Source organism: Micromonospora sp. WMMB482 (assembly GCF_019038635.1).
Lineage (GTDB): Bacteria > Actinomycetota > Actinomycetes > Mycobacteriales > Micromonosporaceae > Micromonospora > Micromonospora marina.
Genome location: NZ_JAHOPD010000020.1, coordinates 4,961,753 through 4,975,770 on the forward strand (window position 1 = coordinate 4,961,753; position 14,018 = coordinate 4,975,770).

The 14,018-nt window shown below is 73.8% G+C and carries 10 protein-coding genes; 3 read left to right on the forward strand and 7 right to left on the reverse strand.

Annotation, left to right across the window (positions count from 1 at the left end):
* Position 1: 1 nt before the first annotated feature.
* The 5 genes from KSK32_RS24480 to KSK32_RS24500 all read right to left on the reverse strand — a co-directional run bounded on the left by KSK32_RS24480 (position 2) and on the right by KSK32_RS24500 (position 6,593).
* The gene (locus KSK32_RS24480) at positions 2-1,249 is read right to left on the reverse strand and encodes an alanine racemase (RefSeq protein ID WP_216933308.1); all 1,248 of its coding nucleotides are present in this window, start codon (positions 1,247-1,249) and stop codon (positions 2-4) included.
* The gene (locus KSK32_RS24485) at positions 1,242-2,741 is read right to left on the reverse strand and encodes a class I adenylate-forming enzyme family protein (RefSeq protein WP_216933309.1); all 1,500 of its coding nucleotides are present in this window, start codon (positions 2,739-2,741) and stop codon (positions 1,242-1,244) included. Before KSK32_RS24485 ends, KSK32_RS24480 begins: the two co-directional genes overlap by 8 nt.
* Positions 2,738-3,982 carry an acyl carrier protein gene (locus tag KSK32_RS24490; RefSeq protein ID WP_216933310.1) on the reverse strand — a complete coding sequence of 415 codons (1,245 nt, stop codon included), beginning with the start codon at positions 3,980-3,982 and terminating at the stop codon, positions 2,738-2,740. The genes KSK32_RS24485 and KSK32_RS24490 overlap by 4 nt, the downstream gene beginning before the upstream one ends.
* Before the next feature lie 76 nt (positions 3,983-4,058).
* Positions 4,059-5,279, reverse strand: a complete 1,221-nt coding sequence (locus KSK32_RS24495) for an inositol-3-phosphate synthase (RefSeq protein ID WP_216933311.1) — start codon at positions 5,277-5,279, stop codon at positions 4,059-4,061.
* Between the two features lie 39 nt (positions 5,280-5,318).
* Positions 5,319-6,593, reverse strand: coding sequence for a DegT/DnrJ/EryC1/StrS family aminotransferase (locus tag KSK32_RS24500; RefSeq protein ID WP_254187176.1), 1,275 nt, complete (start codon positions 6,591-6,593; stop codon positions 5,319-5,321).
* Positions 6,594-6,698: 105 nt separating this feature from the next.
* On the opposite strand from KSK32_RS24500, the gene KSK32_RS24505 reads away from it, so the two are divergent.
* The 3 genes from KSK32_RS24505 to KSK32_RS24515 are packed head-to-tail and all read left to right on the forward strand — an operon-like array spanning position 6,699 to position 10,581.
* Entirely contained in the window at positions 6,699-7,853 is a 1,155-nt protein-coding gene (locus tag KSK32_RS24505) for a glycosyltransferase (RefSeq protein WP_216933313.1), read from the forward strand.
* 14 nt (positions 7,854-7,867) lie between these two features.
* Entirely contained in the window at positions 7,868-9,307 is a 1,440-nt protein-coding gene (locus tag KSK32_RS24510; RefSeq protein ID WP_216933314.1) for a condensation domain-containing protein, read from the forward strand.
* Between the two features lie 38 nt (positions 9,308-9,345).
* The gene (locus KSK32_RS24515) at positions 9,346-10,581 is read left to right on the forward strand and encodes an MFS transporter (RefSeq protein WP_216933315.1); all 1,236 of its coding nucleotides are present in this window, start codon (positions 9,346-9,348) and stop codon (positions 10,579-10,581) included.
* Positions 10,582-10,602: 21 nt separating this feature from the next.
* Here the strand turns inward: KSK32_RS24515 and KSK32_RS24520 are convergent, their stop codons facing one another.
* Together KSK32_RS24520 and KSK32_RS24525 are read right to left on the reverse strand one after the other, a co-directional pair.
* Entirely contained in the window at positions 10,603-11,631 is a 1,029-nt protein-coding gene (locus KSK32_RS24520; protein ID WP_216933316.1) for a ribonucleotide-diphosphate reductase subunit beta, read from the reverse strand.
* On the reverse strand, positions 11,622-14,018 hold the full coding sequence (locus KSK32_RS24525) for a ribonucleoside-diphosphate reductase subunit alpha (protein ID WP_216933317.1): 2,397 nt from the start codon (positions 14,016-14,018) through the stop codon (positions 11,622-11,624). Before KSK32_RS24525 ends, KSK32_RS24520 begins: the two co-directional genes overlap by 10 nt.

Genomic DNA, 14,018 nt, shown 5'->3' on the forward strand with positions numbered 1-14,018 from the left:
GTCACCTTTCTTCTCGGGTTTCGGCAGTGGCGCCCGGCGCGTCGACCGGGTGCCGCGTCAGGGTCAGCCGGGACGTCTCGACAACGCGGTCGCCGTCGCAGACGACCTCGACCGGCGCCGGGTGGCCGAGGAAGGCCAGCAGGCTCGCCGAGAGCCCGTACGCCCCGACGTTCGGCACGGCGAGCACGTCGCCCGGCCGTACGTCGGGCAGGGTCGCGGCGCGGGCCCAGGTGTCCAGCGGCGTGCAAAGCGGCCCGGCGACGATCGCGGCCTCCAGCGGCGGGCCGTCGCGGTCGTCGGCGGCGTGCAGGGCGGGTACGAGCGGCGGCAGCCGGCGCAGGCCGGACATCCCGCCGAGGTGGTTGATGCCGGACTCCAGCACCACCACCGGCGTGCCCTGCGACCGCTTGACGTCCAGCACGCGGGTCAACAGCGTGCCGGCGGTGGCGGTGAGGAACCGCCCCGACTCGAAGGCGACCGTCGGCGCGCCGTCGCGCCAGCCCGGGAAGAGCCCGTCCAGGGCCGCGGCGACCCGGTCGGCGAGGCCGGTCAGGTCCGCGTTGTGGCCGGGCCGGGCGAACGGCGCGCCGAAGCCGCCGCCGAGGTCGAGCAGGGCCAGGTCGATGCCGAGCAGCTCCCGCAGCCGCCGGGCGGTACGCGCCGCGGCGGTGAACTGGGCCACCAGCGCGTCCACCGAGTCGACGTTGCTGCCGGTGTAGAGGTGGAATCCCCGTACCGGGGCCGACGGGCGGGACCGGAACCGCTGCGGTTCCTGCTCGATCCAGTCGGCGTCGGCGCCGAACTGGGACGCGACGCCGGTCATGGTGAGCCCCTGACCCGGGTTCGGCACCCGGTCGTTGACCCGTAGCAGGCACCGCAGTTCGACGCCGTGCGCGGCGGCGATCCGGTCGGCCTGGTCCAGGCCCTCGGGCGAGTCGACGGAGAGCCAGCGGACACCGGCGCGGACCGCCTCGGCCACCTCGGCGTCGCGCTTGCCGGGTCCGGTGTAGAGCATGCGGTCGCCCGGCACGCCGGCCCGCAGCGCCGCGGCCAGCTCACCGGGGGAGCAGATCTCCGCGTCGCAGCCGGCGGTGTGCAGCGCCGCCACGAGCGCCGGGTGCGGGTTGGCCTTGAGTGAGTAGAACAGCCGGCTCGGTGCGGGCAGCGCGGCGCGCAGGGTGGCGTGGCTGGCGCGTACCCGGGCCAGGTCGTAGCGGTATGCCGGGGTGTCGAAGGGCAGGTCAGCCATTGTGCTCACCCGCCAGCCGGGCCAGCGCCCGCCGGTCCACCTTGCCGTTGCCGGTCAGTGGCAGGTCGGGCAGCACGACGCAGTGCGCCGGCACCTTCATCTCCTCCAGCTGTTCCCGCAGCCGGCGGAGCACGTCGGCGGGGGTCAGCGCGGCCACCACGAACAGCGTCGCGCCGTCGCGGCCGTCGGCCGGCGGCAGCACCCCGGCCGCGTCCACCCCGTCGACCCGGTACGCGGCGGCCTCCACCTCGGTGGCGCTGACCCGGGTGCCCTTCTCCTTGTAGACGTCGTCGCGCCGGCCGGCGAAGTGGACGTACCCGTCGGTGTCGACGTGGCCGTGGTCGCCGGTGTGCAGCTGCGGGAACAGTCCGTGGGCTCGGCGGAACCGCTGCGCGGTCAGCTCGGGTCGCCGCCAGTACCCGGCCATCACGTGCGGGCCGCGTACCACCAGCTCGCCGCGGACGCCCGGTGGCAGGCGCCGCCCCTCGGCGTTCACAGTGAAGATCTCGGTGCCGGGCAGCGCCCGCCCGCAGGCACCGGGCCGGCGCAGGTCGGCGTCCGGCGGCATGATCGCCGCGCGTTTGCACTCGGTGAGGCCGAACATGAGCTGGACGGTCAGGCCGGGCAGCAGCCGGCGCAAACCGGCCAGCACCTCCGGGGGCATCGCCGCGCCGGTGTTGGTGAGCAGGCGCAGCGGCGGACGCGGCGCGCCCGCCCGGCCGAGCAGCCGCAGCAGGTTGATCGCGAGCGACGGCACGCAGGGCAGCACCGTGGCGCCGGACTCGACCACTGTCGCCAGCAGGCGGCCACCGGTGTCCGCGGGGTCGCCCAGGCGCAGCCGGGCGCCGGCGACGGTGCTGAGGAAGACCTGGTAGAGGCCGTAGTCGAACGAGGGCGGCAGCAGGACGTGCACCACGTCGTCGGGCCGGTAGCACAACTGCGACTGGATCGCCCGCACCGCGAACGTGACCTGGGCGTGCGTGGAGACCACTGCCTTCGGCATGCCGGTGCTGCCCGAGGTGTAGATCAGGCAGACCGGGTCGACAGCGAGCGGGGCCGGGCCGGTGGACGCGCCGCCGATCGTCACGGCCGACGCGGCGCGGCGTGCCTCGGCCGCGCCGCGCACCGGGACGCCGCGGACGCGGGACAGGCCGGCCAGGACCGGGTCGTCGGTGAGGACCAGGCCCGGTTCGGCGTCGTCGAGCACGTGGGCGAGCGCGACCTCGGGGGCCGGCGTCCGCAGGACGACGAAGACACCGCCGGCACGGGCGACCGCGTAGAGCAGCGCCGGCAGGGTCGCGCCGGGGGGCAGTGCCACCAGCACCCGGTCGCCGCGCCGGACACCCTGCCCGCGCAGCCACCCGGCCAGCCGCAGGCTGTCGGCCCGCACCTGGCGGTACGTGAACTCGACGGTCCCGTCCCCGACGGCGGGCGCGTCGGGGCGCGCGTCGGCGGCGCGGTCCAGCAGGTCGTGCAGCAGTTCGGTACTCATCGGGCACCTCCGGTGGCGGCGCCGAACATGGCGCACAGGGAGCCGACGTCGCGCAGGTCGGCCGCGGACAGCGCGGTGGCCGGCACCTCGACGCCGAGCCGGCGTTCGACCCGGTCGATGACGTCGACCAGCCGGAACGAGTCGAAGCCGGGCAGTTCCCGGAGCACGTCGGTGGTGCGCAGGGCCGAGGAGTCCAGGTCCAGGGTGTCGCCGAGCGCGCCGAGCACCGCCGCCCGTACGCCGTCGTCGCCGGCCCGCTCCGGCGCGGCCGGTGCGGCGTCGTCGCCGGTCCCGGCGGCCGGTCCGGCGATCGACTCCAGCGCGGCCAGGTGGTCGTCGATCAGCGTGCCGAGCGCGTCCGCCAGTTCCGGCGCGGCCGGCCGGCCCGCCTGGGCCCGCCGCAGCGCCACGTAGCTGCGGGTGGCGAGTTGCTGCCAGCGCGCGCCCTGCCCGGCCAGCGCGGCGGCGGCCTCCGGCGCGACCGCGGCGAGCCAGCGCTCGTGCAGGTCGCGGGCGCGGGCCAGCAGCCAGACGTCGAGCACGAAGCGGTGCAGTCCGGCCACGGTGTCCAGGGCGGCACCGGTGCGGGCCAGGTAGGTCGCGATCTCCGGGCGGGCCCGGCCGGCGCGGGTGGCGTTGCCGGCGAGCATGGCGGGCACGTCGATCGCCGGGGCCGGTTGCGCCGTCACCGCCAGCGTGTGCGCGCCCCCGGCCAGCGCCGCGTCGAACGCGGCATCGGGCAGCCGCCACACGCCGGGGCGCGCGGGCCCCCAGGCGGTGTCGTTGTGGTACGCGTCGACCACCGTGACCTCGTCCGGCGCGGCGGCCGTGACCAGGAAGCTGTGCCGCATGTGCTCGTGCTCGTGGTACGGGCACCACGGCAGGTCGTACGCGTCGGCGGTGACGTAGAGCGGCTGGCCCGGCGCGCACAGCCGGCGCACCTGCGGGCCGTCGAGCTGCATCCACCGGCCCTCGACCCGCAGGCCGAGCAGGTCGACCGCCTCGGTGGCCCGGTCGTCCGAGGTCGCCTCGACGGTGACCAGGCCGTCCTGGTCCCGGGTGCGGAACCCGTACCGGGCGCCGAGGGCGAGGTGGCTGCCGGACCCGTTCGCGTGGTCGGCCAGCAGGGCGAAGCTCGTCTGGAGACAGTCCAGCGCGGTCGCGTGCAGACCGGTCAGGATCGGCGTCCACACCGGATCCGTGCTCGGCCGGTCCGGCGCGTTCGGGACGTGGTGGGACATGGGGTACTCCTCGATGCGGATACGTGGGGCGGGGCCGCCGGCGCGGACGGTGCCGCGCCGGCGGCCGGTGCGAAGGTCAGCTGTCGCCGCGGCCGTCCAGCCCGTTGGCCCAGGTGGCGAGCGCCTGCGCCTGTTCGGCCAGCGCGTGCTCGTCGGTGCCGATCGGGTCCTTGAAGAAGAACCCCAGTTCCTCGATCGGGCCGACGTGCCCGGCCCGGTGCGCCGCGGCGGTCAGCCGGGCCAGGTCGAGCACCAGCGGCGCGGCCAGCGTCGAGTCCACCCCGCTCCAGGTCAGCTGCATGGACATCCGGACGCCGAGGAACCCCTCGAACGAGACGTGGTCCCACGCGGTCTTGTGGTCGCCCAGGTCCGGCACGTTGTCGATGTGCAGCGGGGCCGTGACGTCCTCACCGAGCAGCGCGGGCAGCACGCCCGACTTCGAGCTGAGCTTGCTGCGGGCGTTGCGCGGATCCTCCAGCGTCGCGCCGTCGCCGCCGCCGAGCAGGTTGACCCCGGCCCAGGAGAGCACGTGCAGGGCGCGGGAGGTGAACATCGGCGCCAGGGCGGTGCGCAGCAGCGTCTCCCCGGTCTTGCCGTCGGAGCCGGCGAACGGCACGCGCTCCCGCTGCGCCATCATCTCCAGCGCGGGCAGCCGGGCCCCGGTGGACGGGGTGAAGTCGACGAAGCCGCAACCGGCCCGGAACGCCGCGTACGCGACCACGGAGCTGGCCGGCAGCGCCTTGTCGTCCGGGTCGGCCAGGGCGCGGGTCAGCGCGTCCAGGTCGTCGTGCTCGGGCCGGTGGTCGGCCGGCGGCTCGGTCGAGGACACGTTGATGACGACGACGCGGGACAGCCCGTGGCGGGCACGGAACTCCTCGATGTCGCCGGCCAGCCGCTCGACCACCTCGGCCAGCGCCCCGGTCTCGGTACGCGCGTCGTAGCCGGTGCGCAGGTTCTGCTCGACCTCGGGCAGGCTGCCGCGCACGGCGGCCAGCACCGGCGCCGGGATGACCCCGGAGTCGACGAGCGACTCGGCCTTCTTCTCCAGCGGCGTGTCGACGATGTCGTGCCCGCCGACCACCAGGTCGGTCCAGCTCGCCAGCGGCGCGTCGCGCAGCATGCCGGTGTCGGTGACGCAGCCGGTCGAGTCGGCCATGCCGGCGCGCAGCGCCAGCAGACCGGTGATCGCTGTGGTGGCGACCGAACCGCGGGCGCCGTTGAGCCACACGCCGACGGGCGCGTCCGTGTCGGGGGACGGGGTCGGGGCGTGCGAGGTCTCGCGTTGGGTGACGGTCACGGGAAGACTCCTTCTCTGGTGCGCCGGGGACGGCGCGGATCAGCGGGCGAGCACCTTGGTGACGGCGGCGGCGATGTCCTCCATGTCCTGTCCGGTGCCGAGGAAGGTGCTGTGGTGCGTCTGGACGGTGTGGGCGGCCAGCCACTCGGTGTTCGGGTACGTGCGCTCCCGGTGGATCGCCGCGAAGCGCTCGGCCAGCGGCGCGAGCAGGGGCTTCGTCCACGGCTGGAGCAGCCGGCTGCGGTGCAGCGGCTCGTCGGTGCAGTAGAACCGCCGGCCCAGCTCGGCGGTGAGCGCGGCGGCCACGGCGGCGTTGTCCATGCCGGCCGGCAACTCGTCGAGGACGATCGTGCCCTCGTAGATCGAGATGCGGGTCTGTCCCGCCGCCGGTCGCAGCAGTCGTACGCCGTCGACGTCGTCCAGCAGTTCGCCGAGCAGCCGGTAGTTGTGGTTGCGGACGCCGTGCTGCTCGTCCAGGGTGGCCAGTTGCGCGCAGGCCACGGCCGCGGAGAACTCGCCCAGGCAGAAGTTGGCGCCCTGCACGCCGGCGCTCTCCTCCAGGTCCAGTTCGCCCGCCGGCGTCCGGTCGCCGCGGTAGCGGCGTGAGTCGGCCCGCAGCTCCTGGAGCACCGGCGCGAGCGTGTCGTCGTCGGTGACCACGGCCCCGCCCTCACCGCAGGTGAGCACCTTGCCGTGCTGGAAGCTGAAGCAGCCGAGCCGGCCGAGCGAGCCGGCCTGACGGCCCTGCCAGGTGGCGCCGTGGGCCTGCGCGCAGTCCTCCACGACGGAGATGCCGCGCGGCCGGGTGACCGCGTCGAGCGCCGGCACGTCGGCCATGTTGGAGGCCCAGTGCACGGCGACCACGGCACGCGGGTCCACCGACAGGTCGAGATCCTCCGGCCCGACGCAGCCGGTGTCGCGGTCGACGTCGACGAGCACCGGGACCAGGCCGGCGCGCAGTGCGGCGGTCGCGGAGGCGGTCCAGGTCAGCGCCGGTACGAGTACCGTCTCGCCGTAGCCGAGGCCGAGTGACTCCAGGGCCACCACCAGGGCGCTCGACCCGTGGTCGACCGGCACGCAGTGGCGGGTGCCGACGTAGCGGGCGAAGTCGGCGGCGAAGCGTCGCTCGAACAGGACGGTGTCGCCGACGGACGGGCTGCTGATCGCCCACCGGCCGCCGGTCAGCACCGCGGCCAGGTTGCCGGCGGCGTCCGGCGCGGGGACCGGCCAGCGTGGCCACGGACGGTCCGGTGGGCGGACCGGCCGGCCACCGTCCACGGCGAGCCGCCGGTCGAGAGGAATGGAGGTCGTCATGCCCTCGACCTTGATGGCCATCGATACATCAGCGGTACACGTGCGATAGCCGGCCCGGTCGGCGCCGTGTATCGGCGTTGTATCCCGGTGGTCGAACCTCGGGGCATGAGCCGATCCGCATCGCCAGTGGGCGAACCGACCGAACCCCGCGCCGTCACGCGCGGCGTCTCCGTCGTCATCCCGGTCAAGGACCGGGTGGCGGAGATGCGCCGCCAGCTCCGCAGCCTGCGCGACGCCGCCCCGAACTGCCCGGAGCCGGTGGAGGTGGTGGTCGTCGACGACTCGGCGCCCGCCGCGGCCGCCGCGCACCGCGCCGCCTGCGCCGAGTACGGCGCCCGCTACGTGCGCGGGCCGCGGCACGTCGGGGCCAAACGGAACCTGGGCGTCCGGCACGCCCGCCACGATCTGCTGCTGTTCACCGACTCCGACTGCCGGGTGCCGGCCGACCTGATCACTCGGTACGCGGCCCGGCTGCGCGCCTCCGGTGACGAGGTCGCCGGCGTCACCGGTCCGGTCGTCGTGGAACCCGGCGACAGCGCGTTCTTCCGCGTGATGCGCCGCTCCTACCTGCTGCTCGGCGACCTGACCCGGCCGCTGCACTACGAGCGCGTGTCCTGGGGCGCCGGGGCGAACATGGCACTGAAACGCTCCGTCTTCGAGGCGGTCGGCGGATTCCCGGAGGACTCCCCGATGCCGCTGGGCGGGGAGGACCTGCACCTCGGGCTGCTGCTCACCGACGCCGGCTACGTGCTGCTCACCGACCCGCACGGGGTGATCACCCACGACACCGGTGTCGCCGACACGTTCCGCGCGGTCGCCTACCGGTTCACCACGTACGGGCGCTCCGAGCAGTGGCTCTGCCTCGCCCACCCGCACCGGCGCCGGTTCGTGCTCAACACCGCCAGCACGCTCGCCGTGACCGCGCTGGCCGGGCTGCTGACCGCCCGGCGCAGCGGGGGGCGCAGCCTGCTCGCGGTGCCGGCCGTCGCGGCCGCCGTGGTCGCCGCGAAGACACCCGGCCGGCTCGGCGGCGACCGGGGACCGCGCGCGGTGGCCGAGTCGATGGCCTGCGCGGCCATCGAGACGCTCTTCGACGGCGCCGCGTTCGTCACCTCGCTCCGGCTCGGCCGCCCCGACCTGCTCTTCACCGGCTTCCGCGCGCCGGACGAGGCGGACTACCAGCCGGACGAGGCGGACCACCGGCCGGACGGGGACCACCGGCCGGTTCCGCCGGTGGCCGCGCCGCCGGTGGCGGCCTGATCGGGGGAGTGACAGTGCCGACGACGTTCCCGCTGGCCCCCGGCCAGCAGATGATGTGGGAGTTCATGACCGCGCTCGACCCGGCTCACCCCGGCGCCTCCCGGCTCGTGGTGGTGGAGTTCCGCCGGTTGCGGGGCACCCTGCGGGTCGACGTGCTGCGGCAGGCGATGCAGGACGTGGTGGACCGCCACGACGCGCTGCGGATGCGGTTCGATCGCATCGGCGCAGAGCCCGAGGTGCGGATCCTGCCGTACGTGGAGTCGCCGCTGGAGTACGTCGACCTGTCCGGCCTGCCGCCGGCCGAGCAGCAGGCCCGCGTCGAGCGGATCGCTTACGCGCACCGCAACGACGCCTTCGACCCCGGCCGGGCGCCACTGTGGCGGGCCGCGCTGGTCCGGCTCTCCGAGACCGAGCACGTGCTCGCGCTCTGCTTCTTCCACATGGTCTCCGACGGCTGGTCGTGCCGCGTCGTGGTGGAGGACCTGTGCCACGCGTACGCGGCCCGGCTCGGCGCGGCCGATCCGCAGCCGCCGCTGGGCGTGGACCCCACCGCGCTCGCCGCGCTCCAGGAGGCGGAGCAGGCCGGCAACGGCGTCGGCGCCGCCGCCCGGGCCGCGTACTGGCGGGACCGGCTGCGGCCGGTGGAGCCGTACCAGTTGTTCCCGGCGTCGCCGCCGGCGCCGGACGTCGCGCTCAGCGCCGAGGTGGCCACCCGCTTCGCGTTCCCGCCCGAGGTCACCGCGCGGCTGCGCCCGGCCGCCCGGCGGGCCCGCACCAGCCCGTACGTGCTGCTGCTCGCCGCGTACCTGGTGCTGCTGTCGCGGCGGGCCGGCCGGTCCCGGGTGGTGCTGGGCACCACCACGCTGGGCCGGGAGAGCCCGCTGTCCCGGCAGCTCGTCGGTCAGTTCACCAACAACGTCTACCTGCCGGTCGACGTGGCGGCGGACGCGCCGATGAGCGCCGTTACCGACGCCGCGCACGCGTCGCTGACCGAGGCGGTCGCGCACGCCACCGCGTTCCACCGGCTGGCCCGGGCGGTCCGTCCCGACTTCGCAGATGTCCGCCCCTGGCCGGACAACCACCTGTTCGACGCCTGGTTCCAGTCCGCCGCGTCGGCGTCGCCGGTGCTGCACTGCCCGGAGCTGCTCGTGGAGCCGGTCGACATCACCGCCCGGCCCGCTCCCGGCACACCGCCGCCGGTGGTCGCCGCCGACGTGCCGCCCGAGTGCCTGCCCGTCTGGGTCAAGCGCGGCTCACCGATCGTCGTGGTGGACGACGACCGGGCCGGCGGCGTGGTGATCCGCAACCGGGGCGTCTTCGGCGACGACCTGGTGAGCGGGCTGATCGACGACTACGTCGCGGTGGTCTCGGCGCTCGTCACCGACCCCGCGACCACCCCGGCGCAAGTACGCCTTCCTGACGGTGCGTGCTTCCTCGACCACGCGATCGGGTAGGAGTTCCGACGGACCGATCGGAGAGAGGTACGACGACCATGACGGACACCTCGACGAACCAGCGCACCACGGAGCAGCCCGCGCCGCCGGTGCCACGCTCGGCCGTACGGGCCCGCTGGTCGGTGGCGCTGCTCTTCGTCATCATGGGTCTGGCCATCGGCGGGTGGTCGGCCCGCGTGCCGGAGGTGCGGGACGCGGTGGGCGTCGGCAACACCGGCTGGGGCCTGGCGAACATCGCCACGAACGCCGGGGAGCTGGTCTCCCTGGTCGTGGTGGCGGTGCTGATCAGCCGGATCAACACCCGGCGGCTGGCGCTGGCCGGGGCCGCGCTGATCCTGGTCAACGCCCCCCTGCTGGCCGCGTCCACCACTGTGGTGGCGCTGGTCGGCGGGCTCGCGGTCTGGGGCTTCGCGGCGAACCTGCTGGCCACGCCGATGAACGCCCAGTCGGTGGAGGTGCAGAAGCGGTACGGGCGGCCCATTCTGTCCACCTTCCACGCCGGGTTCAGCATCGGCATGCTGGCCGGCGGCCTGTGCGGCACCGGCGCCGCGGCGATCGGGATGTCCCCGTCGGCGCAGATGGCGGTCACCAGCGTCCTGCTGGGCGCGCTGCTGGTCGGCACGCACCGCTGGCTGCCGGACACGCCCCGGCAGGAGACGAAGGACGGCGAGGACCGGCGACGGCTGCGCGACCGGTTCACCCCGCAGTTGCTGCTGCTCGCGGTGATCGCCTTCCTCGCCTCGTTCATCGAGATGGCCGGCGCACAGTGGAGCGCCCTGTACGCGACCGAGGTCGCAGGCGCCGCAGCGGTGCTGGCCGCTGCGACGTACACCTGCCTGTCGCTGGCCGCCACCGTCGCCCGGCTGTTCGGCGACCGGCTGGCCGGCCGGTTCGGGCGGATCCGCTTCGTCCGGCTGTCCGCGCTCGTGGCCACCGCCGGCGTGGCGCTGCCGGTGGCGTACCCCCATCCGGCCGCGGTGATGGCCGGCTTCGGACTGCTCGGCTTCGGCCTGGCGTGCGTGACGCCGACGGTGCTCGGCTTCGCCGGGGAGCAGCCCGGCCTCACCTCGGGCGAGGGCGTCTCGGTGGTGGCCATGGGGCAGTGGCCGGGCGCGTTGCTGGCGGCACCGGTGATCGGCCTGCTCGCCGGTGCGCTGGACCTGCGCAGCGCGTTCGTGGTGGTGGCCGTGATGGCGGTCGCCGTGGTGGCGTTGATCGGGCGGGTCCGGGCGACGGCGCTGCCCGGCGAGAGCCCGGTCCCGCCCCGGCCGTGACGGCCGGGGCGGGGGCGGCGGTCAGAAGTCGTCGTCGAAGGTGACCGAGCCGGTCACCCCGACCTGGTACGCCGACACCCGGCGCTCGAAGAAGTTGGACAGCTCCTGCACGTCCTGCAACTCCATGAACGCGAACGGGTTGCCGCTGCCGTACATCGGGGCGATGCCGAGCACGGCGAGTCGCCGGTCGGCCACGTGCTGGAGGTACTCGCGCATGTGGGCCAGCGACATCCCGGGTACGCCCTGCCCCAGCAGGTCCTCGGCGAAGCTCACCTCGCACTCCACCGCCTCGGCCAGCATCTCCTTCACCTGCCGCTCCATCTCGTCGTCGAACAGGTCCGGCTCCTCGGCGCGTACGGTCTCCACCACGTCGAACGCGAACGCCATGTGCATCGACTCGTCCCGGAACACCCAGTTGGTGCCGGAGGCCAGCCCGTTGAGCAGGCCCCGGGAGCGCAGGAAGTAGACGTAGGCGAACGCGCCGTAGAAGAACAGGCCCTCGATGCACGCGGCGAAGCAGATCAGGTTGAGCAGGAACGCCCGCCGGTCCGCCCGGGTCCGCAGTTCCCGCAGTTCGAAGATCGAGTCGATCCACCGGAAGCAGAACTCGGCCTTGCGGGCGATCGACGGGATGTTCTCCACCGCGGCGAACGCGGCGAACCGTTCCTTCTCGTCCGGCACGTACGTGTCGAGCAGATTCAGGTAGAACTGGACGTGCACCGCCTCCTCGAACAGCTGCCGGGACAGGTAGAGCCGGCCCTCGGGCGAGTTGACGTGCTGGTAGAGGTTGAGCACCAGGTTGTTGGCCACGATGGTGTCGCCGGTGGCGAAGAACGCCACCAGCCGGGAGACCAGGTGCCGTTCGGCCGGGGACAGCTTCGCCAGGTCGGCGAGGTCGGAGTGCAGGTCCACCTCCTCGACCGTCCAGGTGTTCTTGATCGCGTCCTTGAACCGGTCGAAGAAGCGCGGGTAGCGCATCGGCCGCAGGGTCAGGTCCATGCCGGGGTCGAGCAGCATGTGCCGGGTCGGTGCGGTGGTGGTCACTGGCATGCCTCGCAGCTCTCGGGGTTCTCCAGGGAACAGGCCAGCGCCTCGTCGTCGCTCACGGCGGAGACCACGCCGGAGAGCGGGGCGAGCACCGGGGCGACGGTGGCCTGCTGGATGCGGGTGGCGGGACGGGAACGCAGGTAGTAGGTGGTCTTCAGCCCGGCCTTCCAGGCGTACAGGTACATCGAGGACAGCTTGCCGATGGTCGGCGCGCTCAGGAACAGGTTCAGCGACTGGGACTGGTCGATGAACGGGGCGCGCGCGGCGGCCAGGTCGATCAGCGCCCGCTGCGGCAGCTCCCACGCGGTGCGGAACAGCTCCCGCACCTCGATTGGCAGCTCGGTGATGTCCTGCACCGAGCCCTCGGCCCGCTTGATCCGGTCGCGGACCTGCGGCGTCCACAGCCCACGCGCCTTCAGCTCCCGCACCAGGTACGTGTTGACCTGGAGGAACTCCCCGGACATGGTCTCGCGCTTGAACAGGTTGGACACCTGCGGCTCCACGCACTCGTAGCAGCCGGCGATGGACGCGATGGTGGCGGTCGGCGCGATCGCCACCAGCAGCGAGTTGCGCAGCCCGTGCTCGCCGATGCGCAGCCGCAGCGCCGCCCACCGGTCGACCTGGGTGAGGTCCGCGCCCCACAGGTCCGGGTGCAGGTCACCCTTGGCGGCCCGGGTCTGCGGGTACGCCGGATGCGGGCCGAACTGCTCGGCCAGCCCGGCGGAGGTCTCCAGCGCGGTCAGCAGGATCTCCTCCTGCACGCGGGTGGACAGCTCCTTGGCCTGCGCCGAGTCGAACGGCAGGCGCAGCGTGAAGAAGGCGTCCTGCAACCCCATCAGGCCGAGCCCGACCGGCCGCCAGCGCGGGTTCGACGCCGCCGCCTGCTCGGCCGGGTAGTAGTTGATGTCGATCACCCGGTCGAGGAAGACCACTGCCGTGCGGACCGTCGCGCGCAGCCGCTCCCAGTCCACCCCGTCGGCGGTGACGTGGGCGCCGAGGTTCACCGAGCCGAGGCTGCACACGGCGGTCTCGGCGTCGTCGTTGACCTCCAGGATCTCGGTGCACAGGTTGGACAGGTGGATGACGTTGCCCGGCTCACCGGTCTGGTTGGACAACCGGTTCGACGCGTCCTTGAACGTCATCCAGCCGTTGCCGGTCTGCGCGAGCGTGCGCATCATCCGCCCGTACAGGTCCCGGGCCCGCACCGTGCGGACCGCCTTCTTCTCGGCGGCCCGGTACGCGGAGTCGAACGCCTCGCCGTACAGGTCGGGCAGCTCCGGGGCGTCCGACGGGTCGACCAGCGACCACTCGCCGTCGGCCTCGACCCGGCGCATGAACTCGTCCGGGATCCAGTTGGCCAGGTTGAGGTTGTGCGTACGCCGGGACTCCTCGCCGGTGTTGTCCCGCAGCTCCAGGAACTCCTCCACGTCCGGGTGCCACGGCTCCAGGTAGACGCAGGCCGCACCCTTGCGCCGGCCGCCCTGGTTGACCGCGGCCACCCCGGCGTCGAGCGTCTTGAGGAACGGCACGATGCCGTTGGACCGGCCGTTCGTGCCCCGGATCAGCGCGCCCCGGCCGCGCACCCGCGACCAGGAGATGCCGATGCCGCCGGAGAACTTCGACAGCTTCGCCACCTGGTGGTACCGCTCGTAGATCGAGTCCAGCTCGTCGCGCGGCGAATCGACCAGGAAGCACGACGACATCTGGGTGTGCCGGGTGCCGGAGTTGAACAGCGTGGGGGAGCTGGGCAGGTAGGCCAGGGCGGACATCAGCCGGTAGAAGCCGACCGCCTCGCCCGGGGTGCGGGACAGCCCGCAGGCCACCCGCAGCAGCCAGTACTGCGGCGTCTCCACCACCAGCCGGGACTCCGGGTGCCGCAGCAGGTAGCGGTCCGCCACCGTGCGCAGTCCGAAGTACTCGAACCGCAGGTCGCCGTCCGGGTCCACGGCGTCGTCCAGCTTGCGGGCGTGCCGGGCCACGAACGCCGCCGTCTCGTCGCCGATCAGCCCCAGCCCGTGCGCGTACGCGATCGACTGGCTGAAGCTCGCCACGCCCTGACCGCGGACCTCCTTGTCCACGTACGCGGCCAGCAGCCGCGCCGCCAGCTTCGAGTACTGCGGCTCCTCGCCGATCAGCTCCGCCGCGGTCTGGATCGACAACCGGTCCAGCTCGGCGGTGGTCGCCCCGTCGTAGAGCCCGCTTATCGTCTTGGTGGCCACCCGCAGCGGGTCCACCTCGTCCAGGTCGGCGACCCAGCGCTCCACCGCCCGGACGATCTTGTTGACGTCCACCGGCTCGGTGTCGCCGTCGCGCTTGCGTACCCGCATCGCCGGCCGGCGGACCTCGGACCCGCCGGTGCCGGACGGGGGACTCTCCTGTACGACAGTCAT